A 24,765-nucleotide genomic window follows, 5' to 3' on the forward strand; every position below is an offset into this window, starting at 1 on the left:
TACATAAATCTCTAATCTCAAAAATCATGTCTACATCCTATCCGACAGACCTCACCGATGACCAATGGTCTCTCCTTAAACCCCTACTTCCCTCAGCTAAATCGGGTGGTCGTCCCCGCTCCACTGACCTGCGTCAAGTCGTTAATGCTCTCCTCTATATCCTCATGGGTGGTATCGCCTGGCGCTTACTGCCCCATGATTTCCCCAAATGGCAAACCGTCTATCACTACTTCCGCCAATGGCGTGACGATGGCACCCTCGAACGTATTAACCAAACTCTCCATCAGTGGGAACGCACCACAGGTCATGACCACCCTCCTCACCGAGCTATGGGGTGGTGGATTCTCAATCGGTGGATACAGCAACAATGATTCATCAGGATGTTGGAGTTGATGGAAATAAGAAAGTTAAAGGTCGCAAACGACACATCATGGTGGATAGCTTGGGCATTTTGATGGCCGTAGTGGTAACTGCCGCCAACACCGCGGAAGGTCAAGGATTAAAGCTATTGTTGGCACGAATCCAAAGGATGGGACTGAATCTAGAGTGTTTTTACCTGTTGTATGTGGATGGGGGGTATCACGGAGAAAGTCTTGTGCGCTGGGTAATGGACAAGTTTGGCTGGATATTGGAGAAAGTATTACGTCCGGAGGAGTGCAAAGGATTCACAGCATTACCAAGGCGATGGGTAGTGGAGAGAACCTTTGGCTGGTTTTACTGGTGCCGCCGTTTGAGTCGAGACTATGAATGTAATACGAGGAGTGCGGAAGCGTGGATATATCTAGCATCCATTCGCATCCTTCTGAGGCGCTTGGCGTAATCTTTACAATATTTTCTCAGACATCCTCTAACTTCGATTGTAATGTGTCATAAAAAAACTCCCTCAGATAGAAGGAGTGATCTGCACTAACGAGTGTTTTTCATTACTTGGCGAATTGGATATCGAGGGTACGCATATAAATTTGCATCCCTGCATCCTGCACCGGAAACACAAATGCATCTTCATCCGACTCATTATGGTGGGAATGCCAAAGGCCTGGCGGCGTCACAAACACGCTATTGGGCTGCCACATCACCTTGACAGGGTTGATAATGTTGCCGTCATTATCGAGGGATTTACCGATGAGGGTATAGGTATTTTCCTTCGCAGAAACCGCTAAATCTAAAGCAATGGAATTGTGGCGGTGGGGCTTTTGGGAGGAGTGGGGCGGCACCAGATTATACAAAGACCACATGGTGTGGGTGGCGGTGCGGGTGGCTTCGCTCTCAGGATTGCCGAGAATCACGCCATTGCGGTTGAGGTTGCGACGGATGCCTTCTTCCCGAATGCGCTCAATTTCATTGTTGAGATATTCGCTGGCGTAGAAAGCCGGTTCAAAGCGGGGGGCAGTGGGTCGAACGCCGAGATAAGCCAACATTGGGGCGTCGTGAACCCAATATAAAGCACTGTCTGCGTCGGCATAGTGGGTAACGCCCGCATTCATCGGCAGGGTAAAAGAATCCCCTTTTTTCCATTCCAGGGTGCCATATTCGGTTTCAGTGCGCCCAGCGCCGCGCATCACATAAAAAACTTCGGAACTGGAAGCGGCGATCGCCTGAATCTGTTCCCCAGCATTAATTCGAATATAATTTGCCAATAAATTTGGGGTCGTGGCAGGGTATTTTGTTCCTAGTTCCACCGCCAGGTCGAGGGGGATGATCCGTGTTTCACCGGATTCATGGAGACTGGCCGGAAATGCGCGAATAGGCACATCTGCTAAACGTGGATTGGCTGCCTTGTGATATTCCCAGCTGAGTGCTGTCTTTTGCCAAGTCTGATTCATGACATTTTCCATATCCCGACTCCCGCTCAACCTAAATTGATTGCCTAAAGAAAAATGTCTCTTCGCGACGCCTGATCACTACATTGTTCGGGCTGAGGCAAAGAGATGTTTAACCAAAGTTAACATAAATGCCAGTAATAACAGTACATTTAGCAACAAAATCCCTAAAGGGTACCATTGTCTAGGCTAATCACTCCAATGTACTTTTTCCCATCAATTTCCTTACTTATAAAAGTCGTTGGTCGAAGTTGATGCAATGGGCTCGTAAACTTTTTCTTTTTCCACGTGGGGGTCTAATTGTAGCTCCGGCAAAATGGGGTGAAAGGGCTGATGCAGACTGATCATCTGGGCGAGGGTCTTTTTCAATTCGGTGCGGGGCACAATCGCATCTACAAATCCGTGTTGGAGTAGATATTCAGAGGTTTGAAAATCGTCAGGGAGTTTTTCTCGTAATGTCTGTTCAATGACGCGGCGTCCCGCAAAACCGATGGTTGCTTTAGGTTCGGCGATGATTAAATCTCCCAACATCGCAAAGCTAGCAGTGACGCCCCCGGTGGTGGGATTGGTGAGGACGGGGATGTAGAGTAATTTTTTGGTGCGGTGACGTTCGAGGGCACCAGAGATTTTCGCCATCTGCATCAGACTAAGCATTCCCTCTTGCATTCTCGCCCCACCAGAAGCGCAGACGACTACCACGGGTAAACCTTCGGCGGTGCCATGTTCTACGAGGCGGCAAATTTTTTCACCGACAACAGATCCCATACTGCCCCCCATAAAGCCAAAGTCCATCACGGCGAGGGCCAGGGGCAGACCGTCAATAAGTCCTGTGCCAGTGATTACAGCATCAGTGAGGCTGGTTTTTTCTTGGTAATCTTTGAGGCGATCGCTATAGGCTTTTTTGTCACGGAATTTCAGGGGGTCGGTCGGCGCGACATTCTGACCAATTTCTGTCCAGGTGCCTTCGTCAATGAGTTGGCGTACCCGTTCCCGACTGCCGACTCGGTTATGGAAGCCACACTCTTTACAGACCATTTGATTGTTGCGGAGGTCTTTGGTGTAGGTTAGGGCATCGCAGGATTTGCATTTCGTCCAGAGGCCATCGGCAATCTCTCGCTCCTGTTGGGGCTGGAGCTGGGTTTCAGAATTTTGGCGATTTGCGGCAAACCAATCAAAAAGAGACATAGGCGGTTAGGGCGAAACACAAGGGTTTAGGGGTCATTTTCGGGGGGACTGAGCAGCAGTAAGGCGGTCCATTGATCAGGCGATCGCACCTGGAGAGCAGCTTGACTACCCTGCCCAAAATAAATGCCCAGTCCAATATCTAAAACACGATTGGGGATGCTGTGGGCTTCTAGGATCTGTCCCATCATTTCAGCTTCCCAACGGGCTTTTGTGGTTTTAATTGTAATCCAAGTCACAGTTTAGAAAAAGACAAAGGGTTGAGGGGCTTTTAGCACAAGGATAATTTTAAGGGGTTTATTTGGGCAAAGATCTACGATGGCGTTGGTCAGATTCAGCCGGAACCATCTTCTATAATGATCGGGTTTATCGTGTGTGGAGCTAAAAAATGTCGTCTTTGCCCCATAAGCAGATCGGTGTCGCCGTTATTCGCGATCGCCAGGGAAAAATTTTAATTGATCGCCGTTTAGACAAAGGGGAAATGGCGGGCCTGTGGGAATTTCCTGGGGGGAAGATTGAACCAGGGGAAACCGTAGAAGCCTGTATTGCGCGGGAAATCCAAGAAGAAATTAATCTCCAAGTCGAAGTGGGCGATCGCCTTATTTTGATCGAACATGATTACCCGAAATTCAAAGTTTCGCTCCATGTGCATTGGTGCAGCGTCCTGGCCGGCGACCCTAAACCTATTGAATGTGCGGAGATTCTGTGGGTCAACCCCAATGAACTAGGGCAATACCAGTTCCCGGAGGCCAATCAATCGATCATCGAGGCAATCCAAAGTAGCTAAATCATGGTGGAACCTCGAATCTGAATCAAGCGTCTAGGACGCTAGTTTGGGTGTGAGGAAAATAGAAGGGCGTCGGGGGATCGCAACTCAGGCAAGATCTCCGGGCGCTTTTCTATGGTTGGGGGCTGAAATTTTCGAGGGGGGCGATCGCCTCAAAGGCCATGCGGGCAGCGGCTTGTTCGGCGGCTTTTTTAGAACGGCCTACCCCTTTCCCGAGCAAGGTGTCTCCTAGCTTCACTTCGGCCAAAAATCGCTCTTCTTCGTGGCGAAATTCTGGATTTTCGGTCACTTGGTAGGTGGGGAGTTTTTGGTATTCCCCTTGGCTCCAGGTTTGCAGGGCATCTTTATAATTTTCCCGGGCGGGATCTTGTTTGATCTCAGCGGCTTTGTGGCGGAGATGTTCGTCGAGCCAAGGGTGCACCAGGCTTAAATCGTTAGTGGTGAGAAATAATGCCCCCAACATCGCCTCAAAGGCATCGGCCAACAGGGAAATTTCCCCAGCACCGTGATAATGGCCGTGATAAGCCAAATATTTTTTGAGGTTGTAGCGGTGGGCAAATTCTGCCAGGGTGCGATCGCTCACCAGGATTGACCGGATGGCGGCAAATTCCCCCACGGGTTCGTCGGGATATTCGGCGTAGAGCACTTCAGAAGCGGCCAGACGCACCACCGCATCGCCGATAAATTCTAACTGTTCATAATTCTTGTCGGGGGAAATGCTGGGGTGGGTGAGGGCCAGATCCAGTAAATCCCAACGTATACCATGGTCATCGGGGAGGCCGAGGCGATCCATGAGGCGACGGAGGCTTTTTTGACGTTGGGGAGGAACCATGGAGATACTCAATGGCAAAAACAGGGAACTTTGTTTGGTAATTTTCGTCTATCCTCTACACCATAACAATTTGAGGCAACATTAGCGGAGAATTATGGGCTTTTTTGGGCAACGGATCATTCAGTTCACCCTGGGATCAGCCTTGGTGGCGGGGGGCTTGTTTCCCTCCCATGGGGCGATCGCCAAACCAGATCGCCAACCCAAACCGACAAGCGTGCAGCAATCTTTGGGGTCTAATCAGGGGATGCCTGGCCGCCAAACCTGGCAAGCTATCCTGGCTGATATTCGCAATCAATATCAAAGCATTCCGGACAACCGCTTTATCCAGTTACGGGGGGATGATGCTTTCCGAAATCAGCTTTTTTCGCTGTTTTGGGGGCAAACGGGCGATCGCCTCACAATCCAAGAAATCCTCGTCGATCTGCTGCTCAATGGTTCCCGTTCCCAAAATTCCCAAGGCCATTACTTTTACGACGTGGATCGCCGCTGCCTCCCCCCCGGCCAACAGCAACGCCTTGCCAGCGGTAAACCAATTCCTCCAGGCATCTTACAAAAGTGCGGCCGACCAATTTTCCGGAATTATTAATCGCGCGTGATTTTTGGGCCAGCAAGTCGATACAATCGGCACCATGGATAAAAAATGGTCACTAATCATCTATCTATGCTGTGCGATCGCCGCCGGCTGGGGTCTATTTGAATTAGTCTCCCGCTTCCTCGTAGAACAATTTTGGTTTGCCGAGCTGGGATACCGTTCTGTTTTTTTTAAGCAGGTTGCCCTACGCATCGGCCTGTGGAGTCTCGGTTTTTGTGGCTCCTTTGTGTTCCTTTGGGTTAATTACCGGGTGGTTGATCGCCAGGAATGGCAGCTAATCCCGGATCAATCGGGGGGCGATCGCCAAACCAATGTGCCCCGTGCCCCACTGCGGTGGTGGCAGAAATTTTTTCTAGAGCCAATTCCCTATCACACGAAAATTCCCGAATCGCCGGCGATCAACTTTCGGGGGCTGTTGCTGTTAATGGCTGGGTTCAGCTTGCTGATTGTCCTGATTTTGTTCCATTACGGCTCGGTGGTGTGGGAAATGGGACAGCGAGACATGAGCCTACCTCTCATTACTCCCGCCTTACCCGATCCCCTGGCGTTTAAGTCATTACATAGTCTTTGGCAATTTACCCAACAGCAAATTTGGCGTTTGGGGTTAGCTGCGGTGGTGCTGGGGGGGATTCTCTGGCGACGGTGGTTTTCTTTGCGGGCGATCGCCGTGGTTTTAAGTCTCTGCTTCGGGACGATCCTCGCGAATAATTGGGTGCGGGTGTTCCAGGGCTGGTTTGGGGTGCCCTTTGGCCAAATCGATCCGATCTATAACCACGATGCCGGCTTCTATGTTTTTACCCTGCCCCTGTGGCAAATCCTCGATTTTTGGTTTGAGGGTTTATTTCTCTATGGTTTGGTGAGTGTCACCCTGTACTATCTGCTGTCTGGCGATAGTTTTTCCCAGGGGCAGTTTCCGGGGTTTAGTCCGGCCCAGTTGCGACATCTCAATCTCTTGACAGGCCTCCTTTTTCTCGCCGTGGCCGGACGCCATTGGTTAGTACGCTATGAACTGCTCTACTCCAAGCTGGGGGTGGTTTACGGGGTGAGCTACACCAATATCAACATCGATCAACGTGTAGAAATTCTCCTCACCGTTTTGGCCTTGGCGATCGCCGTCTGGTGTTTGGGGCAATTCTGGCATTATCCCTACCGCCGTACCGTTTCCATCCGTCGCCAACAGCCCCAGGTCTTAAAGGGCATTATTTTGTATATTGGCGTGATGGCGATCGGTGCCATTCTCTCCATTGGAACCCAGCGCCTCATCGTGCAACCGAACGAATTGGCCCGGGAGCGTCCCTATTTGGAATACAGCATCGCCTCAACCCGCAGGGCCTTTGGGCTAGATGCCATCGAATCACGGGTGTTTAATCCAGAGGGGGAACTGACCGCCGCTGACATTAGCAATAATCCCCTCACGATCAACAATATCCGCCTTTGGGATAGTCGTCCGATCTTGCAAACGAACCGCCAACTCCAGCAAATTCGTCTGTATTACCGTTTTCCCGACGCGGACATTGACCGCTATACCCTCCGCCTCGAACCAGACCAGGATTCTACTCAACAACAGGTGATTATTGCCCCCCGGGAACTCGATTACGAAGCAGTACCTGATCAGGCAAAAACTTGGGTTAACAAGCACCTCATCTATACCCATGGCTATGGCTTCACCGTTAGCCCCGTGAATCGAGCCGAAGAAACAGGCTTGCCCCAGTATTATGTGCAAGATATCGGTGTGGGGGAAACGGCGGCAGATGGCAATTTAACGACCTTAACTCCCGGAGTGCGGGAAGCGATTCCCATCGGTCAACCGCGTATTTATTATGGTGAGCTGACCAATAACTACGTGATGACGGATACGAAGGAGCAGGAGCTGGACTATCCCAGTGGGGAAGATAACCGCTACAACACCTATGACGGCACGGGAGGCATTGCCTTCGGGAATCCTTTGAAACGTTTGTTTTTTGCGCAGTATCTCCGGGATTGGCGAATTTTGCTATCCAATGATCTCACCGGTGATACCCGCTTGTTGATGCGACGCAATATTAATCAACGGGTGCGGGCGATCGCCCCATTCTTGCGCTTTGATCGCGATCCTTACCTCGTATCAGCAGACATTGGCGAGACCAACCGCCTTGGTGAAAAAAATTACCTCTACTGGATTTTGGATGCCTACACCACCAGTGACCATTATCCCTACGCCGATCCGGGGGAACATCCTTTCAACTACATCCGCAACTCCGTCAAGGTGGTGATTAATGCCTACAATGGCACAGTGCGTTTTTACATCGCCGATGCGGCAGACCCGATGATCCAAACCTGGGAAAGGGCCTTTCCAGAACTGTTCCGCTCCTTTGCTGCACTGCCCGACAACTTAAAAGACCACCTGCGCTATCCCACTGATTTTTTTAATGTGCAGTCCGAACGCCTCCTGAGCTACCACATGCAGGATCCCCAGGTTTTCTATAATCGCGAAGACCAGTGGGACATTCCCCAGGAAGTTTATGGAAATGAACCCCAGGCGATCGCCCCCTACTATCTGATTATGCGGCTGCCCACGGCTACCTCAGAGGAATTTATTCTGCTCCATCCCTACACCCCCACCAGTCGGCCCAACCTCATTGCCTGGTTAGCGGGACGTGCTGACGGGGAACATTACGGCAAGCTGTTGCTGTATCAGTTCCCAAAACAGAAGTTGATCTATGGTCCAGATCAAATTGAAGCGCTGATTCAACAGGATCCAGTTATTTCCCAGCAAATTTCCCTTTGGGATCGCGAAGGCTCCCGGGCAGTGCAGGGGAATTTATTGGTGATTCCCATTGAGCAATCACTGTTGTATGTGGAACCCCTCTATCTAGAGGCCGATGAAAATAGTGTCCCAACCTTGGCCCGGGTGATCGTGGTCTATAACAACCAAATCGTGATGTCCCGCACCCTAGAAACAGCTCTGAATACGATTTTTCGCCCAGAGCTAGAGTCGCCTGAACCGGATACGATTTTCCGGGATCTGGAAACGGGAGAAATTGTGTCCCCCACTTAAATTCACCAGGGAAACAGCGTGTTTATCAAAATTTGTGAGCGATCGCCTTTCTCTGGCGCTGACCTAAACCATCATGAAGGGATGATTGATGGATTTTGGTAATGACCCATGTTTTTTGATTGCTTTGGGAAGGTTGTTCGGTCTACGGCGCTTGTTGTGTCTGGGGCAGTGGTTGGCTTGGCGATCGCCCCCCTATCCCTCTGGGCCGAAACTGTAGAATTGCAACTGCTGCACCTCAATGATGTCTATGAAATTACGCCCCTGGGTGGTGGAGCAACGGGAGGCCTGGCGCGGCTGGCGACCCTACGCAAGGAACTGCTCACAGAAAATCCCCACACCTTCACCGTTTTAGCTGGGGATCTCTTTAGTCCGTCGGCCCTGGGCACTGCAGTGGTTGATGGCGATCGCCTGGCAGGCAAACAAATCGTGGCGGTGATGAACCAGGTGGGCCTCGATCTCGCCACCTTCGGCAACCATGAATTTGACATCAGTGAATCCCAGTTCAGACAACGATTAGCAGAATCAGAGTTCCAATGGTTTTCGGGTAATGTCCTCACTACGGCAGGGGAACCCTGGGAGAATGTGCCTCCCTATGTGATTGAAACCATTTATGGTGAGGCAGGCACCCCGGTGCGAGTTGGTTTTGTGGGGGTGGTGATTCCCAGCAATCCCGTTGATTATGTCACCTATCTCGACCCGCTAGAACAGATGGAAACCCTCGTCGCCGAACTAGATGCGCAGACAGATATTATTGTGGCGGTCACCCACCTGGCGATGCAGGATGACCATTACCTCGCCGAAAATATCCCGGAAATTGACCTAATCCTGGGGGGCCATGACCATGAGAATATTCAGCAGTGGCGCGGTGCGGATTTTACGCCGATTTTTAAGGCTGATGCCAATGCCCGCACGGTTTATCTCCACAATCTCAGCTATGACACGGAAACAGATCAGCTTACGGTTCAATCGCACTTGCAACCGATCACAGCGGCGATCGCCTCGGATCCGGAAACGGAACAGGTCGTGAATTACTGGCAGGAACTGGCCTTTGATGGGTTTCGGGCCAATGGCTTTGAACCAGAGCAGATTATTACCGAAAGCCCAATTGCCCTAGATGGTTTAGAAAGTTCCGTGCGTAATCAAGCCACGGCCTTAACGGAGATCATTGCCCAGTCGATGTTGACGGTGACGCCCAGTGCCGAATTAGCCTTTTTCAATGGCGGCTCGATCCGTGTCGATGACGTGCTGCCCCCCGGCCCGTTGTCCCAATATGATGTGATTCGGATTTTGCCCTTTGGGGGAAATTTGGCCACCGTAGAGATTAAAGGAGCTACCCTAGAACGAATTCTCAATCAAGGTTTAGCCAATCGCGGCACAGGGGGATATTTGCAAACGGCAGGGGTGACCTTTGTCCCAGAAAGTCAAACCTGGCAAATTGGCGATCGCCCTTTAGATTCCCAACGGATTTATCGGGTCGCGGCAACGGAATTTCTCATCTCTGGGCGAGAAACGGGCCTCGATTTCTTCACGCCTGACCATCCCGACGTGACTTTGATCGAAACGGGAGAAGATGTGCGTTTTGCCTTTATTCAACAACTCCAACAGGAATGGGCCGATTAGAACCCTCCCCTAACCCAGTTCTTCAAGTCTCCCTTACGAAGGGAGATTTAGAGGGATGTGGGGGATGCCCTATTTTTTAAAGCGCACCGCATACCACTGCAAAAAACCGTCCTCAATTTCCAGTTCACAATAATCTGCGAGGAGTTGATCTATTTGCGCCTCCTGGGAAGGAAGGTTCGTTAACTCTGGGGGCAGTAGATCCGGCTGGGTACTGAGAAGCGTTTCAAAAAAGGTGCGGATCTCGTCGGGCTCCATCAATTGTTCTGGGTGGTCGTGGCGCAACACCACATAACCATCCACTTGGTACATAATCGGATCTGCCATAATACGTCTTAATGCTTTTTGGTTTAACGGCAAAGGGTTGAAATCCCCGCCCCTTGGGGCGTAATGCTCTATAATCATATCGTTGACACGGCAACGGATAGCGAAAACCAAGCTAGACACATACAAAGTATTTTTTGTGACCGTGATTTTTGTCCTCGGGAACCGGGGAGTCCGCCTATCGCCAGAATATAAGACTCGCTATTCCTCGGAATAGAAAGCTGTTCTTTGGGTAGGAAGCCCCGCCGCTTGCGGCGGGTTAGTTCACTTGTACGCCCATGCCCCCCATCAGTGAGTTCACCCAAAATCCCTTCGTTTGTCTGCCCTATGAACAGGTGTTTGCAAGCCTAGGCGATCGCTTTTCTGATGCAGTGACGGCGGCGGACTTTTCTCAATACGAGCTACGGTTCCGTAATGACGCTGTTTTAGAAAAATTCGGCCTCGAACCCAAACAAGTAGACGATCAAGATTTCATCGAAGCCTTTGGTCAGTTCCAAGCGCCCCATCCCCTGCGGGCTATGTGTTACCACGGCTATCAATTTGGCCAATACAATCCCCAACTGGGCGACGGGCGCGGTTTTCTTTATGGACAGGTGCGCGCCCAGGATGGCTTACTCTATGACCTCGGCACCAAAGGCTCTGGCCAAACCCCCTATTCCCGCAATGGGGATGGGCGTCTAACGCTCAAGGGTGGCGTTCGGGAAGTTTTAGCGGCGGAAGCGTTGCATCAACTGGGAGTGAATACATCCCGTTGTTTGAGCTTGATCGAAACGGGGGAATCCCTCTGGCGGGGTGATGAACCTTCTCCAACGCGGTCTTCGGTGATGGTGCGGTTCCAGCGATCGCATATTCGGTTTGGCACCTTTGAACGGCTTTATTACCTGCAACGGCGGGATCTCTTACAGCAACTCCTCGACCATGTGGTGACCCATTACTACAGCGACTATGCCGGGGACGAAAATTCCTACGCCCTGTTTTATGCTGATCTGGTGAAACGGGTGGCGCGATTGGCGGCCCAGTGGATGGCGGCGGGTTTTTGTCATGGGGTTTTAAATACGGATAATATGGCGATTACAGGGGAAAGCTTTGATTATGGCCCCTATGCGTTTATTCCCAGCTACGACCGCAAGTTTACGGCGGCTTACTTCGACTACAGTGGTCGGTATAGCTATGGCAACCAGCCGATGATCTGCCGTCTGAATTTAGAAATGTTGCAAATGCCTTTAGGGATGGTGATGGATAAGCGAGATTTGGCGACGGGCCTTGTGAACTACGACATTGAATATGAGCAAAGCTATCGCCAGTTAATGCTCGAAAAATTGGGGCTGCGAGATTTCCCCGAAGATCTAGGGGCAGATCTCCTCGCTGCAACTTTGGCACTCCTAGAAGAAACCCAAACGGGCTACCACGAATTTTTCTATCAGTTGGGAATTCAGTTTAACCATGCTTGGCGATCGCACGCTGAAACCATCCTCGAAAATAGCGATTTATCGGGGCCGCTGTTTGAAAAGTGGCAAGGACTTTACCAGCAAGCCTTACAGGAAATTCCTGAACCTGAGTTGGATCAGATTGGCGATCGCCTCCAGCAGACCAACCCGAAAACGGCGCTCTTACGTCCGGTGATCGAATCTATTTGGGAACCGATCACCACAGAAAACAACTGGCAACCTTTTTATGATCTGCTCGCCGCAATTCAGCAACGCCAATAGTGCTAAAGTACAACGTCGAACCAGTGACATGGTCATATTTTTGATTTTTTAAGGATGAAGCCCGATGGAATGGACAGACGAAGCCAAAACCCTTTTTAAGCAAATTCCCTTTTTTGTGCGTCCCTTTGCCAAGGGGAAAATTGAAAAACTCGCCGAAGAAATGGGGGCAACAATCATCGATAAGGACATTTATATCCAGGCCAAAGCTAAATTTAACGACCCGAAAAAATCAGGGGAAGCTTAACTTTATCGTCGGTGACTGGGAAAGGTAAGAATATCAACAGCCGCCACATCACAGGCTTTGCCGTCGCCCATAACTTGCCGCATTTCTTGATAATCTTGCTGGAGTTGGGCTTGGCGATCGCCATCCTGGAGTAAAGCTAAAGATTCCTGGACAATGCGGGGGGCGGTCGCTTCTGTTTGCAACAATTCAGGGACGATCCGGCGCATCAGGGTCAAATTCACCGGACACATGAAAGGGATCGAAAATTTCAGCAGATGTTTCGCAATCCAAGCGGTAATGGGATGCACTCTATAAAGCACCACCTGGGGTACGTCCAACAGGGCAATTTCGAGGTTTACGGTGCCTGATTTTGTGATCGCCAGATCCGCAGCGGCGATCGCCAAGGGGGTTTGGGCCGAATCATCGATGAGAATCGCATTTAAACCCGCCTCATTGACCGCCGTTTCTAGGATGTTGCGGTAGTGGGGCAGGGCGACGGGAATTAAAAACTTTACCTCCGGCACCTGACGCTGGAGAATTTGGGCGGCTTCTATCATCACAGGCAAAAGGTACTTTAATTCCTGACGACGAGACGCTGGCAATAGTGTGATCAGGGAATGCTCTGGGTGTAAGCCTAATTGTTCCCGGGCAGCAGCACGCCGGGGGTAGGTGGCCATTTTCGCCACGAGGGGATGGCCCACAAATTTCACATCAATGCCATATTCGGCAAAGTAACGGGCTTCTTCGGGGAAAATCGCGAGGATGCGGTCGGTAATGCGGGCGATCGCCTTGGTATTGTTGTCATTAAATGACCAAACCCAAGCCTGGGGGGCAATGTAGTAAATGATCGGCACCTGGGGCAACTGACGACGGACAAAATTACCGATGCCAATATTCGGGCCAATGTAATCGATCAGTACCACCAGATCCGGCGGCTTTTCCTTGAGGTAGCGTTTTGCCTGTCGTTGAATACGGAGGGTGGGAATGATGTAGGGCAGGGATTCGATCAGACCAATGGAGCCAATTTTTGTGGTGTTCCCCAGGAGAGTGGCTCCCGCTGCGGCCATGCGATCGCCTCCCAAGGCTGTAATTTTCAGGTCAATGTTGAGGGCTTCGGCCTGACGAAAAAGCGCTTCTACCAGGAGGCTCCCCTGGAGATCGCCGGACACTTCCCCCGTACTGATGAAAATATGCATTATCGCCTAACTCCGTTTCCCCGGAATTAAACCGCGACGGCTGGGGTCAAGGGCTTTTTCGAGAAATTGTTGTAGATGACGTAAATGTTCGTGGTCGCCAATGTGTGAGAGTTGGGCGATCGCCTCAGATGTTTTTAAATCAGAACGGTAAAGTAAGCGAAATGCCTGTTTGAGTAACCCCATTTCAGCCGGGGTTAAACCACTGCGCTTCAGACCGACTAAATTTAAAGAGCGCACCTTCGATGGGTTGCCTTCGACCAGCATAAACGGCGGCACATCCCGGTCAATGCGACTCATGCCGCCTAGCATCGCCATCTTCCCAATATGGACAAACTGGTGAATCCCCAACATCCCACCAATCACCGCCCGGGATTCGATTTCCACATGGCCGGCGATCGCCACATTATTCGCAATGATGATGTTATTTTCCAGAACGCAATTGTGGGCCACATGGACATAGGCCATCAAAAGATTGTCGTTCCCAATGATCGTTTTTTCTCCTGCCGCCGTCGCCCGATTCACCGTCACATATTCGCGGATCGTATTGCGATCGCCAATTTCAACTAAACTGGCCGCCCCTTGATACTTAAGATCCTGCGGTTCTAAGCCGATAGCCGCCCCTGGGTAAATCCGATTCCCCTGACCAATGCGTGTATAACCATCCAAAATTGCATGGGCACCAATAACCGTACCTTCCCCGACCGTGACATACTCACCAATCACTGCATAGGGGCCAATCTGAACCGTTGGATGAATTTGAGCGTTGGGGTGAACCACCGCCGTCGGATGAATCAGAGTACTCAAAAGAATTCTCCAGTTTGCTCCATAGTAGTTTTAGCGGGCCTTAGGGCCAATTATTCAAAATTTAGACGGGAAAAGAGCATCTCCCCTTCCACCGCCACTTGACCATCCACGGTGCCACAGCCCTTCATTTTCGCGATACGCTTCGCCTTTACCGTGATCACTTCCACCGTCATAATCAGTTGGTCTCCAGGGACTACCGGTCGCCGGAACCGGACTTTATCAATCCCAGCAAACGCAAAAAAGCTATCTTCCATGCCCGGCATTTGGGTCAAAATAAACCCACCGACCTGGGCCATCGCTTCTACCATCAGCACCCCCGGCATAATTGGGTGATTCGGGATATGACCTTGGAAATGGGGTTCATTAAAGGTGATATTTTTTAGGCCCACAGCCTTTTCACCAGGTATGTATTCGAGGATGCGGTCTACCAGCGAAAAAGGATAGCGGTGGGGCAGTAATTTTTGAATTTCTTCGACGGGGATCGGCTGGGCCAAAGTTCCAGGATGTTCTGTGGTCATAGACGGTGATCAATCAATAACAGTCTGTGCGGCTAGTTTAGATTACTACAAAATGTTAACTCTGCAGCGCTTCTCCATGGGGGATCTATACCCGTGCCCCATTTTGGTTAAAATCAAGTCTGTTCGTAGCTCGATTAGGAACCCTTTTGGTTCGCAGAACGGAACCGCCCTGATACAAAATCACGCTTTTGGAGATGTTTTGTGCTCCGCCCTGTCACTCGCTTGCGCCACATCTTAAAGCTAGAGCGTTTCATATAGCGCCGCATAATTTGAATCACTTCCTTTTCCTGGAGCCCAAATTGCAACTCAATGGCCTCAAAGGTGGTGCGGTCTTCCCAGGCCATTTCGATCACCCGGTCAATGGTGGCCTCATCTAGCGCCTCAAAATTCATCGTTGTTTAACGTTCTATCTAAAAATCAGTTTCACGCTGTACTGTAGCGCAAATCTTTAAGTCGGTAATTCGAGGGGGATTTGTCCCAAAATACCCTTGCGAAATTCGTGTAGTAGAGTCACTGCACTGCGTTCTTTATCGCCTTGGAAGCGGTGTTCTCCTAGGGCAATGACATAATCTTCGCCGGACATATCGAGGGGGTCGAGGTCATAGCGCTCGATGAGATGCTGCTCTAAATTCAGTTCTACGAGTAAATCCACCATTGCTGCGGCGACCAGTTGGTTGTCATAGGAGGCCGCACCAATATCCTCGCAAATGGCTAGTTTTACTGCATTGTGTTGATCATCGAGCTTCCAGGGAATCACCCCCGGAGCATCGAGCATTTCAATTTGGTCAGAGATTCTCACCCAGCGCAATTGTTTTGTCACTCCCGCTTTGCGGGCACTTTCGACGACTTTTTTGCCGACTAAACGGTTGATCAGGGCTGATTTCCCAACGTTAGGCAAACCCATGACCACTGCCCGCACGGGACGGGGCCGCATCCCCCGGGAAATACGACGGTCATTCATCGCTTTTCCGGCTAATTGGGCGGCTTTAATCACGCCTTTAACCCCGGTTCCTTTTTTTGCATCGGTAAAGACAGGCTGAATCTTCTGGGCTTGATACCAATCACGCCATTGACTGAGAATCTCGCTCGGAATCATATCCCGCCGATTAACCACCACGACCCTGGGCTTTTCGCCGATCCATTCATCGACCTGGGGGTGATGGGACGCGAAGGGGATGCGAGCATCAAGGACTTCTAACACCACATCAACGCGGTTGAGTTGTTCTTTGAGTTGGCGTTCGGCCTTGGCAATGTGGCCGGGATACCATTGGATCGGTTGGGGCATGGGAAGGAAGTCAAAACGGTGTTTTTTATCATACTGCCTTGGGTTCGGTCGAAAATTGCTTAGGGGCAAATTAGCAGCGCTTTTGGCGATCGCCTTTTGACGACTCACCACAAAAAAGACCACAGCGATAGAACACTGTGATCTGGATGGGAGTATGAAAAAGTTAAAGTTGAATGTCTGTTAGACGAGAACTCTTAAAATTGGGGGCCGAGACCAACTTTGGGGGCATAGACCGCGCGATCGCCAAGTTCATCCTCAATGCGGAGTAAACGATTGTATTTCGCTACCCGTTCACTGCGGCAGAGGGAACCGGTTTTGATTTGGCCAGCACGGGTTGCCACAGCCAGATCGGCGATGGTGGTATCTTCTGTTTCCCCAGAGCGGTGACTGATCACAGACTGATAGCCATTGCGGGTCGCCAAATCGATCGTCTCGAGGGTTTCGGTGAGGGTGCCAATTTGGTTGAGCTTAATCAACACTGCATTCCCGGCCTGCTTCTCGATACCCTGTTGGAGACGCACTTTATTCGTCACAAACAAGTCGTCACCAACGAGTTGTACCTTATGGCCAATTTTTGTGGTTAAAGCAGCCCAGTTATCCCAATCGTCTTCGTGAAGACCATCCTCAATGGAAACAATTGGGTACTTCTCGACCATCGCCGTCAGGTAATCGATAAATTCTGCCGGACTGTGGGCCGCACCATCGTAGGTGTACTGACCATCAGCGTAAAATTCACTGGCGGCAATGTCGAGGGCGAGGGCGACCTGCTTACCCGGTTCATAACCCGCCGCTTTAATAGAATCCACGAGAATTTCGAGGGCTTCTTCGTTGGAGCCGAGGTTGGGGGCAAATCCCCCTTCATCACCGACACCGGTTAACAAACCCTTACTGTCGAGGACTTTGCTCAGGGCAGTGAAGACTTCCGCCCCCCAACGCAGGGCTTCTTTAAAGGAACTTGCCCCCACCGGCACGATCATAAATTCTTGGAAATCAACGTTATTAGCGGCGTGGGCTCCCCCATTGATCACGTTCATCAAAGGCACAGGGAGTACATTCGCTAAGGGGCCACCGAGGTAACGGTAGAGGGGCAGGGCTAATTCAGCGGCGGCGGCTTTTGCGGTGGCTAAGGAAACTGCCAGAATCGCATTTGCACCAAGGTTTTTCTTGTTCTCGGAGCCATCCCGGGCAATCATGGCGTAGTCGACCGTCGTTTGGTCGAGGGCATCTTGGCCAATCAGGGTTGGGGCGATTTTTTCTTTGGCATTACGGACGGCCTTGAGTACCCCTTTGCCGCCATAACGGGCTTTGTCTTCGTCCCGCAGTTCATGGGCTTCGAAACTACCGGTAGAGGCTCCACTGGGCACTTGGGCGAGACCCACTGCACCGCTCTCTAAAAGAACTTCTGCCTCGACGGTGGGGCGACCTCTGGAATCTAAAATTTCTCTAGCATCTATTGCTTCGATGATTGCTTCGGATTTGTCCAGCATTTGGGATTACTCACTGACCATTGATATTCAGGTATAAACATACCCTGTTCTGGAGGATTTGTTGCTTTTTTTAGCGGGGATTTTGGGGACAATGGCCCGTTGTCAAGGTTCAGGGATATATCTTGATATTTTCTTTAGGTTTGCGGCGATCGCCAACGGGAGGATGACCGGGGAGTTGAAGGGTTGGGTTTTTTCAAGATACACTGAGGGCGTTGTCACACCGCCAAACCGACTTCGAGTCACAGCAAGCCGCCGCCGCGATCGCCACATTTTTTTGCAGCTTTATGAATTAATAAAAGACTCAAGGAAATGAGAAGAAGTGGTTGGGGTTACGGGTGCCTAGAACGCGGTACAGGATTTTAGGAGGCGAATAGAGTCATGGCAAATAGTCGACGGGTATCGAAGGTTTCTTCGCTCATTAAGCGGGAAGTGAGTTTGATGCTCATGCAAGATATTAAAGATGACCGGGTTGGGGCGGGCATGGTGAGCATTACTGAAGTGGAAGTGTCTGGGGATCTGCAGCACGCGAAGATTTTTGTGAGCATCTATGGTTCAGCAGAAGCCAGAGCCGAAACGATGGAAGGGCTGAAGGCTAGCCAAGGGTTTGTGCGTCGTACCCTAGGTCAACGGATTCGCCTGCGGCGATCGCCAGAGGTTTCATTCATTGAAGACCGCTCCCTCGAAGAAGGAGACCGGATGATCCATCTCATTAACCAATTAGAAATTAAGGATCCAGAGGAATTAGAAGCCCAAGAATCCGAGGAAATGGTGTAACGCCCTTGGTGATGGCTCCTCTCCCCCCGATTGAATCTTTGTCTCTGCGCCAGGCGATCGCCCAGATGATCGTCGTGCGGGGGGCCGGCTATTTATTCGACCACGAACGACCCTACCCCCAATGGGAAGCCGACGAGGCAACCCTGAAGCGGTGGATCGAAGCCGGTATCGGCGGCGTAATTCTCCTGGGGGGCAGTGCTGCCGAAGTGGCCCAAAAAACCAAGCAATTGCAACATTGGGCTAAAATGCCCCTTCTGATTGCCGCAGATATCGAAGAAGGGGTCGGTCAACGGTTTAGCGGTGCCACAGAATTTCCGCCCCCCATGGCCCTTGGTGAGATTTGGCGTACAGATCCCCACCAGGCGATCGCCCTGGCAGAAACCATGGGCGCGATTACGGCCCAGGAAGCCCTCAGTATCGGGATCAATTGGGTCTTGGCTCCCGTGCTGGATGTAAATAACAATCCCCATAACCCGGTGATCAACATCCGCGCCTTCGGAGAAACGCCGGATCAAGTTAGTGCCTTGGGTACCGCTTTTATCCGTGGGGCGCAACAATACGCTGTTTTAACCACAGCGAAACATTTCCCTGGCCATGGGGACACGGCGACCGATTCTCACCTCGCTCTCCCCACCATTTCCCACAACGAAACGCGCTTAAATACCGTCGAACTCCCTCCTTTTGAAGCTGCCATTCAAACGGGAGTCGATGCCGTGATGAGTGCTCACCTGATGATCCCCGCCTGGGATCAGCACTATCCAGCGACCCTTTCTCCGGCAATTCTGACAACTCAACTGCGGCAAAATCTGGGGTTTGGGGGGTTAATTGTCACCGATGCGTTGGTCATGGGGGGAATGACCCAGTTTGCAGACCCCAATACTGTTGCTGTCCAGGCGATCGCCGCTGGGGCCGATATTCTCTTGATGCCCCCCGATGTGGACGGAGCGATTACGGCCATCGAAACGGCAGTTAAAACAGGCCAACTCCCAGAAAGTCGCATCTACGCATCTGTGGCCCGCATTTGGCAAGCGAAGCAGAAAATTCTCACGGCGAAACCATTAATCTTTCCCCAGGGGATCAACGGGGATCACCCAGAAACGCAAAAAACCGTTGCGATGATGCTGCAAAAGGCCGCTAAAAATAAAAAAGCCTCCATAAAAATATCAAGTTTTCCTGACAATTTTGCGCGCAATTTAATTGTGGTGGATTCAGTTTTAAAAAGCCCTTTTTTGCGTCCCAATTGTCCGGTGATCGCCATTCCCCAACGTCACGGTTATACGGCAGAAATTATCGAATTAAAAACCCTCCCTCGCCTGCAGTTAGAAGCGATCCCTACCCTTGTACAGTGTTTTCTTCGGGGGAATCCCTTTACCGCAAAACTCGCGGATCCAATTGACTCTCTTAAAGAAATTGCCGCGCAAATACCGTTACAGGGCGTTATCTTTTACGGCAGTCCCTACTTCCTCGAAGCTTTACAAGCGGCTTTGCCAGAAATTCCCTGGTGGTTTAGCTATGGTCAAATGGCGATCGCCCAAGCACAAATCTGTACATCCCTCTGGGAATCAGTACCCCAACCGGATCACACCGCTGCCGAGTTTATCTAAAAATTCCCCCCCGACGTTGGACAACGGATAATCCAACCTTAATGATCTTTGATTACATTACTTAAAGTTTCGCTAAAAACGTTATTGATAAGTATTGAAATATACAGCGTTTTCTGTATAGCAATGCCTTGCATAATCCAATAGAATAGGCATGGAACAAACATCAGCCACCCAAGAGGTAAATCCTATGACCACCACGACAATGCCTCCGGCGTCTCCTACCCCAAAACATTTTTCTATTGAAATGCTTAAGGACGAAGCCCGTCAGTTGGTCGAATCAGGAACAGTAGACTGCAGTCAACCTATTTATGTCCTCTGTCAGTTCATTCCGGCCCGGGAATGGGTTTGTGTAGAATGCGAACTCGAACGCAATGGCTTTCTCCTCCGGGATCAAATTGCCGATCTAAATCCAGCCCAATGCTGGTCTGATGACTAAATCAATTCACTGTTGTCGGTACCTGGGTGCACTGCCCAACGCCGACCATTCTCCTGGATGACTTTCCATGACTCAATCAGTCTTTGCATTGCGATCGCCTTTCTTTTTTTCATTGGGACAAATTCGCGATGAAGTAAAACAATTAGTCGAACAAAATCGTGTCAGTCGTCAACAGCCGATCTATAGCCTTTGTGAATATATTCCCCCCCGCGAGTGGCACTGCATCGAAGTCGAGCTAGAACGCTGCGGCTTTCTCCTCCGGGACTGCATCGGTGATTTGCTGGGGGCAGAGCGATGGGATAACGATTAGTTGATCTCTTTCGTTATTACTCCAAGCAATAGGCACAAAAAAATAGGGCAGAAGTTTTTTTAACTGCCCCAAATGGTTGAACTCATATCAAATTTACTGACAGATCCGAACTTGATGCCTAGTTTGGTTCGTTTTCTTGTTTATCCTGACGGAGAGCCGCAAGTTCGCTTTTGAGGGTGACAATTTGATCCGTTAAGTTCTTGAGTTCGTTTTGCAGATCACTATCTTTCACTTCCGTCGCCGTGGTCACGATTTCTTGGGTACCGGGTTCCCTGGCGGCTTTGTCTTGCTGGAAGATTTTTTCGAGGAATTTGCGGGCTTCTTGTTCGGTCATTTCACCTTTTTCTGACCATTGTTCCGCGCGATTTTGGAGCTCTGTACGAAATTCAGAAATTGTCACTTCGCGCTTGTTTGGATCTTGGATCGTTTCGACGAAAGTGGCAGCGGCCCCAACGGTGACATGGAAGCCCTTTTGAAACAGTTCAAAGAAGTTTGTGGATGTACTCATGGCAACAGTTTTCTCGCTTGAGGGATTGAGATGGGACTAGAAAATTGCATCATTTACGTTTAGCCTAGCGCACCGCCACAAAAATCGCTGTTATCTTTCACACTAATCGGCTTGGGCTAGATAATTCTCTAAATCTTCGATTAAGCGGGGTAATTCTGCTTCGCTGGTGAGCCGAATCCGGTCGTCCCGGAGGGTGATCAATACCTTTGCGGCGAAGGGGCTAGGGTAAATATTCGGATTGCAAAAAATCTCTAAGAAAATGTCCCCGGTGTATTGATAGTTCATTGATTCTTGGGGTTGGGGGCGGCCTTTTAGGTTAGTATTGCCGGCGATCGCCTTCATACTGTCCATAAGTTGAGCGATTTCTGCCTTGAGGGTTTGGGCGGCAGTGCTGGTAAACCGAAAGGTCACAGAACCTTGTAATAAATTGAGGGTGAGGGGCATTGACATTCTGTTAGTTTAAACTCGAAAAAATAACGATGTTTTTATCATAGGAATTCCTGGGGCGATCGCCAATTTTTTGTGATCTTTTATTGAGCAATGTCGCCGAATGCTAATTTAATTAATTTTGCCGCAGGGCTGTGCCACATCGTTTACAAAATTGAGCATCTTGATCGTGGAAGGCTAAACCACATTTTGTGCAGTCGATTTCCTGTTGGTTTGCACTTTTGAGAAACTGCCGCACTAAATCCCCCAATTGCCAAGGAATCACGGCAATTCCTGTGAGGATCATGCTTAAAGTCACGACTTTACCAACATCTGAAATAGGGGTTTTATCACCGAAACCTACTGTGGTCATGGTCACCACGGCAAAATATAAAGCATCTAAAAAGTTGCCAAAAACGCCGGGGTTGATGTCATGTTCAACTTGATAAATTAGCCCAGAATAAACAAAGATTATGGTAAATAAGGTCAGGAGGATTCGGCTGAGAATAATGCTGTCTTCGGCCTTGATTTTAAAAATAGAAATTTCTAATCGAAAAAATCTGATCAAGCGCAGCAACCGAAACCAGCGGAACAGCCGCACAAAACGAATGTCGAGGAAGCCGAAAAATAACGGGGCGATCGCCAACAGATCGAGATAGGAAAAGAAGCTAAAAATAAATTTTCGCGGTTCTGCAGCCCCCACACAGCGACAGCAGTATTCCACCGCAAATAAAATCAAAATGCCCGTATCTAAATAATCCAACCATTGGGCCCAAACCGTTGGTAAAGGATAGGTCTGCGCCACAAAAATCCCCGACGAAATAAAAATTAACCCACACAAAACCAAATTGAGCAGGCGACCTGTGCCACTGTCAAAATCATCGAGGTAACGGCCTAATCTTAATCGCCAAGGTAATTGGCTTTCCATCGGCGGTGCTGTCCTAGGCGGGAGTATGGCCTGCTTCAGTGATGATATTTTTTAAGGCAGTTTCAGAAAGTGTCGTCTGAATTGAAACTACTTTACTAGGAATATCGACAGCAACTTGGGCATTTTGATCTTGATTTTGGATGGCTTTTGTAATGGTTTGACCGCAGACTTCACAGGCAATAGTCGGCACAGTAATTGTAAATTCCATAAATACTAAAAAATAATGGTTGGCAGTGGGGATTTAGCCGATTGTAAGACTTTTAGTTTGAGATTAGTAATAAATTTAGTTTAGTAATTTACGCCATGTTTGAGCACCAACAATCCCATCTCCATCTAACTTCAAGGCAGTTTGGGCAGCAATGACGGCAGTGCGAGTATTGGGGCCAAAAATACCATCAATATTGCCTGTGTAATAGCCCAATGCCTGCAGGCGAGTTTGCAAGAGTTTTACCGAATCCCCTTCCATGCCTTCCTTTAAAAGAGGCAGTGTATCTGGATCTGTGCTGGCGGCGGTTTGATTTGCGCTGGTACTGGGAGTTTCGTTGGAATCTGTCGTTTCCTGGGCTGGGGTTGTAGCTGTTTCGTTCTGGGCTGCTGTTGTTGGGCTACTGGTCGCGGGGGTCGGGGTTTGGCCCTCAGCAACGGGAAAGTTTGCCGCAGAAATCGGAAATAAGGTTTCCCAAGTGGTGCTATCCATAACGCCAGTCTGGGGAATTTGGGCAGCCTTTTGAAATTGGTAAACTGCGATCACGGTCGCTTCGTCGTAGGTACCGGTGGTTTCGCCGCTGTAGTAGCCCAGCAGTCGGAGGGTGGTTTGCAACTCTTGAACTACAGTTCCTGTGCTGCCGATGCGCAATTCTGGTCGGGGAGCTTGGGCGCTTGCCAGTGGATTGAGGCCGAGGCTACTGGCTAAAATCAGGGCCGTCGATAGACCTAAATTAAAAATGGTTTGACGCGCAGACATGACGATTTTCTTCATGATGTTTAGGGGGCGATCGCCTTTTACGATAGCTGAAGATCTTCGATCAGGGAAAGGGCCGCTTGGGAGCCCACCACCGACACATAGGGATGTTGAAAATGACGTTGGGCTGCCTGGTGGGTTTCCGCCGTTGTGATCTTTTCGATGTGGTGCTGAAAGGCTTGATCAAAGTCGATGCCAAGGCCAATGCTCTCATACCAACCAAAAATTTGTGCCAATTCGGCGTTGGTCTGTTTTCCCAGGGCATACTGACCAAGGAGCTTGTTTTTGGCAATTTGCAAATCCGCTTCCGTGAGGGGGGCTGCCACTAGCCGTTGAATTTCTTGGTGCAATCCGTTGAGGGCGATCGCCGTATTTTGAGGGGCCGTACCGATGTAGGTAATAAATTGAGATTGACTCAAGCGCGTGGGAAAAAACGCCGACACATCATAGGCGAGCCCTTGCTTTTCTCGCAATTCCACAAACAGCCGACTAGATAGCCCATTACCCAAATAAGTGCTGAGGAGTTTCAAGACAAAAAAATCATCATCGGCCACTGTTCCCGTCAGATAGCCCAAGATAATAATCGCCTGTTGACTATCTTTTTCCTTCGTCCAAACGCCTCCCTGGGGTTGCAATGGCGCGATCTCTAGGGTGGGTAGCGGCGTTGTCGGGTTTTGCCAATCCCCTAGGGTCTGTTCCACAATTGCCTCTGCCTGTTCTAGGGTCAGCCGACCGGAGAGACTAATTACTAAATTATCGGGACGGAAATGGGTTTGGTGGGCCTGGCGTAAATCTGCAGCCGTAAACCGCGCCACCGTTGCCGCTGTCCCTAAAATGGATTGGCCGTAGGGATGCTGGGGGTACATCTGGCTCCGGAGGAGGTCATAGGCCACATTAAAGGGCTGCTCCATTTGGGAACGGATATTTTGTAGGGTAATTTTCCGCTCTAGCTCCACCTCTTCGGGGGGAAAAGTCGGTTCTCGGAGAATTTCTGCTGCCAGCTTAAAAATAGTGTAGAAATCCTTTGTGACGGTTTTGAGACTGAGGGCCACATAATCGTTGGACGCACTCGCGCCGAGGCTCGCCCCGATGGATTCTATTTGTTCCGCGATTTCGACGGCACTATAACGGTCGGTGCCTTTTGTGATCACCGCTGCTAGAAGATGAAATAAACCCGCTTGGTCGAGGGATTCCCACCGTCCGCCCGCCTGGGGGAAAAATAAACGCGCTGCCACCAAATCCGCCACAGGATTTTCCGTCACAATCAGGGTAATCCCATTTTTGAGGACGGTGCGGTGGGTCGTTTGGGGAGACACAGGGCTAGCAACCATGGGCAGAGGAGACTTTCCGAAAAAGAACACTGGCGTTTCACTTTAGCAAATTCCTGGGGTGAGGGGCGGTGCAA

Annotated in this window: 28 protein-coding genes; 11 read left to right on the forward strand and 17 right to left on the reverse strand. The window is 50.2% G+C overall.

The genetic code is table 11. The features are described from left to right. The first annotated feature begins 26 nt into the window (after window positions 1-26). Window positions 27-820 (forward strand): IS5 family transposase gene (locus AWQ21_RS00275; RefSeq protein ID WP_315862169.1). Its coding sequence is split into 2 segments (ribosomal slippage): window positions 27-317 and window positions 320-820, totalling 792 coding nucleotides; the frame shifts between segments, so codons are not numbered across the junction. 103 nt (window positions 821-923) lie between these two features. On the opposite strand, the gene AWQ21_RS00280 is transcribed toward AWQ21_RS00275, so the two are convergent. The 3 genes from AWQ21_RS00280 to AWQ21_RS00290 all read right to left on the reverse strand — a co-directional run bounded on the left by AWQ21_RS00280 (window position 924) and on the right by AWQ21_RS00290 (window position 3,241). Then, complete coding sequence (locus AWQ21_RS00280; protein ID WP_232315006.1) at window positions 924-1,823, reverse strand: hypothetical protein; 900 nt, start codon at window positions 1,821-1,823, stop codon at window positions 924-926. Window positions 1,824-2,045: 222 nt separating this feature from the next. Beyond that, window positions 2,046-3,005, reverse strand: coding sequence for an acetyl-CoA carboxylase, carboxyltransferase subunit beta (gene accD, locus AWQ21_RS00285; protein WP_065712820.1), 960 nt, complete (start codon window positions 3,003-3,005; stop codon window positions 2,046-2,048). Window positions 3,006-3,031: 26 nt separating this feature from the next. Beyond that, window positions 3,032-3,241, reverse strand: a complete 210-nt coding sequence (locus tag AWQ21_RS00290) for a hypothetical protein (protein ID WP_065712821.1) — start codon at window positions 3,239-3,241, stop codon at window positions 3,032-3,034. A 149-nt stretch (window positions 3,242-3,390) separates the two neighbouring features. On the opposite strand from AWQ21_RS00290, the gene mutT reads away from it, so the two are divergent. Continuing rightward, window positions 3,391-3,789, forward strand: coding sequence for an 8-oxo-dGTP diphosphatase MutT (mutT, locus tag AWQ21_RS00295; protein ID WP_065712822.1), 399 nt, complete (start codon window positions 3,391-3,393; stop codon window positions 3,787-3,789). Window positions 3,790-3,901: 112 nt separating this feature from the next. Here the strand turns inward: mutT and rnc are convergent, their stop codons facing one another. Then, window positions 3,902-4,627: a ribonuclease III gene (gene rnc, locus AWQ21_RS00300; RefSeq protein ID WP_065715134.1), complete on the reverse strand. Its 726-nt coding sequence runs from the start codon at window positions 4,625-4,627 to the stop codon at window positions 3,902-3,904. 88 nt (window positions 4,628-4,715) lie between these two features. On the opposite strand from rnc, the gene AWQ21_RS00305 reads away from it, so the two are divergent. The 3 genes from AWQ21_RS00305 to AWQ21_RS00315 all read left to right on the forward strand — a co-directional run bounded on the left by AWQ21_RS00305 (window position 4,716) and on the right by AWQ21_RS00315 (window position 9,870). Further along, window positions 4,716-5,207 (forward strand): hypothetical protein, encoded by a 492-nt coding sequence (locus tag AWQ21_RS00305; RefSeq protein WP_065712823.1) that lies wholly within the window; start codon window positions 4,716-4,718, stop codon window positions 5,205-5,207. Between the two features lie 43 nt (window positions 5,208-5,250). Next, complete coding sequence (locus AWQ21_RS00310) at window positions 5,251-8,250, forward strand: UPF0182 family protein (protein WP_065715135.1); 3,000 nt, start codon at window positions 5,251-5,253, stop codon at window positions 8,248-8,250. Between the two features lie 108 nt (window positions 8,251-8,358). Continuing rightward, entirely contained in the window at window positions 8,359-9,870 is a 1,512-nt protein-coding gene (locus tag AWQ21_RS00315; RefSeq protein ID WP_065712824.1) for a bifunctional UDP-sugar hydrolase/5'-nucleotidase, read from the forward strand. Between the two features lie 69 nt (window positions 9,871-9,939). On the opposite strand, the gene AWQ21_RS00320 is transcribed toward AWQ21_RS00315, so the two are convergent. Continuing rightward, window positions 9,940-10,194, reverse strand: coding sequence for a chlororespiratory reduction protein 7 (locus tag AWQ21_RS00320; RefSeq protein WP_065712825.1), 255 nt, complete (start codon window positions 10,192-10,194; stop codon window positions 9,940-9,942). Window positions 10,195-10,469: 275 nt separating this feature from the next. Here AWQ21_RS00320 and AWQ21_RS00325 point away from each other — a divergent pair, with 275 nt between their 5' ends. Together AWQ21_RS00325 and AWQ21_RS00330 are read left to right on the forward strand one after the other, a co-directional pair. Then, complete coding sequence (locus AWQ21_RS00325; protein ID WP_083997934.1) at window positions 10,470-11,900, forward strand: YdiU family protein; 1,431 nt, start codon at window positions 10,470-10,472, stop codon at window positions 11,898-11,900. Between the two features lie 64 nt (window positions 11,901-11,964). After that, window positions 11,965-12,144: a PCP reductase family protein gene (locus AWQ21_RS00330; protein WP_065712826.1), complete on the forward strand. Its 180-nt coding sequence runs from the start codon at window positions 11,965-11,967 to the stop codon at window positions 12,142-12,144. A gap of 2 nt (window positions 12,145-12,146) precedes the next feature. On the opposite strand, the gene lpxB is transcribed toward AWQ21_RS00330, so the two are convergent. The 6 genes from lpxB to eno all read right to left on the reverse strand — a co-directional run bounded on the left by lpxB (window position 12,147) and on the right by eno (window position 17,413). Further along, window positions 12,147-13,319: a lipid-A-disaccharide synthase gene (lpxB, locus tag AWQ21_RS00335; protein WP_065712827.1), complete on the reverse strand. Its 1,173-nt coding sequence runs from the start codon at window positions 13,317-13,319 to the stop codon at window positions 12,147-12,149. A gap of 6 nt (window positions 13,320-13,325) precedes the next feature. After that, window positions 13,326-14,129 carry an acyl-ACP--UDP-N-acetylglucosamine O-acyltransferase gene (gene lpxA / locus AWQ21_RS00340; RefSeq protein ID WP_315862247.1) on the reverse strand — a complete coding sequence of 268 codons (804 nt, stop codon included), beginning with the start codon at window positions 14,127-14,129 and terminating at the stop codon, window positions 13,326-13,328. Window positions 14,130-14,173: 44 nt separating this feature from the next. Next, window positions 14,174-14,641 carry a 3-hydroxyacyl-ACP dehydratase FabZ gene (fabZ, locus tag AWQ21_RS00345; RefSeq protein WP_012305711.1) on the reverse strand — a complete coding sequence of 156 codons (468 nt, stop codon included), beginning with the start codon at window positions 14,639-14,641 and terminating at the stop codon, window positions 14,174-14,176. 134 nt (window positions 14,642-14,775) lie between these two features. After that, window positions 14,776-15,033: a TIGR03643 family protein gene (locus AWQ21_RS00350; protein ID WP_065712829.1), complete on the reverse strand. Its 258-nt coding sequence runs from the start codon at window positions 15,031-15,033 to the stop codon at window positions 14,776-14,778. Between the two features lie 56 nt (window positions 15,034-15,089). Continuing rightward, window positions 15,090-15,926, reverse strand: coding sequence for a ribosome biogenesis GTPase YlqF (gene ylqF, locus AWQ21_RS00355; protein WP_065712830.1), 837 nt, complete (start codon window positions 15,924-15,926; stop codon window positions 15,090-15,092). Between the two features lie 194 nt (window positions 15,927-16,120). Further along, complete coding sequence (gene eno / locus AWQ21_RS00360) at window positions 16,121-17,413, reverse strand: phosphopyruvate hydratase (protein WP_065712831.1); 1,293 nt, start codon at window positions 17,411-17,413, stop codon at window positions 16,121-16,123. A gap of 378 nt (window positions 17,414-17,791) precedes the next feature. On the opposite strand from eno, the gene rbfA reads away from it, so the two are divergent. The 4 genes from rbfA (at window position 17,792) to AWQ21_RS00380 (ending at window position 20,537) form a co-directional block, all read left to right on the forward strand. Continuing rightward, a complete protein-coding gene (rbfA, locus tag AWQ21_RS00365) occupies window positions 17,792-18,187 on the forward strand; it encodes a 30S ribosome-binding factor RbfA (protein ID WP_065712832.1) in 396 nt (131 codons plus the stop codon). Window positions 18,188-18,198: 11 nt separating this feature from the next. Then, on the forward strand, window positions 18,199-19,791 hold the full coding sequence (locus AWQ21_RS00370) for a glycoside hydrolase family 3 N-terminal domain-containing protein (RefSeq protein ID WP_065712833.1): 1,593 nt from the start codon (window positions 18,199-18,201) through the stop codon (window positions 19,789-19,791). 187 nt (window positions 19,792-19,978) lie between these two features. Further along, window positions 19,979-20,227: a DUF4327 family protein gene (locus AWQ21_RS00375; RefSeq protein ID WP_030006768.1), complete on the forward strand. Its 249-nt coding sequence runs from the start codon at window positions 19,979-19,981 to the stop codon at window positions 20,225-20,227. Between the two features lie 67 nt (window positions 20,228-20,294). Beyond that, the gene (locus AWQ21_RS00380) at window positions 20,295-20,537 is read left to right on the forward strand and encodes a DUF4327 family protein (protein WP_065712834.1); all 243 of its coding nucleotides are present in this window, start codon (window positions 20,295-20,297) and stop codon (window positions 20,535-20,537) included. Window positions 20,538-20,655: 118 nt separating this feature from the next. On the opposite strand, the gene AWQ21_RS00385 is transcribed toward AWQ21_RS00380, so the two are convergent. The 6 genes from AWQ21_RS00385 to AWQ21_RS00410 all read right to left on the reverse strand — a co-directional run bounded on the left by AWQ21_RS00385 (window position 20,656) and on the right by AWQ21_RS00410 (window position 24,691). After that, window positions 20,656-21,045 carry a hypothetical protein gene (locus AWQ21_RS00385; protein WP_065712835.1) on the reverse strand — a complete coding sequence of 130 codons (390 nt, stop codon included), beginning with the start codon at window positions 21,043-21,045 and terminating at the stop codon, window positions 20,656-20,658. 102 nt (window positions 21,046-21,147) lie between these two features. Beyond that, window positions 21,148-21,495 (reverse strand): hypothetical protein, encoded by a 348-nt coding sequence (locus AWQ21_RS00390; protein ID WP_065712836.1) that lies wholly within the window; start codon window positions 21,493-21,495, stop codon window positions 21,148-21,150. Between the two features lie 112 nt (window positions 21,496-21,607). Next, window positions 21,608-22,399, reverse strand: a complete 792-nt coding sequence (locus AWQ21_RS00395; RefSeq protein WP_065712837.1) for an ion transporter — start codon at window positions 22,397-22,399, stop codon at window positions 21,608-21,610. Window positions 22,400-22,412: 13 nt separating this feature from the next. Further along, window positions 22,413-22,607: a heavy-metal-associated domain-containing protein gene (locus AWQ21_RS00400; protein WP_065712838.1), complete on the reverse strand. Its 195-nt coding sequence runs from the start codon at window positions 22,605-22,607 to the stop codon at window positions 22,413-22,415. A gap of 75 nt (window positions 22,608-22,682) precedes the next feature. Then, window positions 22,683-23,363 (reverse strand): peptidoglycan-binding protein, encoded by a 681-nt coding sequence (locus AWQ21_RS00405; protein ID WP_232315011.1) that lies wholly within the window; start codon window positions 23,361-23,363, stop codon window positions 22,683-22,685. 38 nt (window positions 23,364-23,401) lie between these two features. Beyond that, on the reverse strand, window positions 23,402-24,691 hold the full coding sequence (locus AWQ21_RS00410; protein WP_065712840.1) for a pitrilysin family protein: 1,290 nt from the start codon (window positions 24,689-24,691) through the stop codon (window positions 23,402-23,404). Window positions 24,692-24,765 lie beyond the last annotated feature (74 nt).

The organism is Picosynechococcus sp. PCC 7003 (assembly GCF_001693255.1).
Lineage (GTDB): Bacteria > Cyanobacteriota > Cyanobacteriia > Cyanobacteriales > MRBY01 > MRBY01.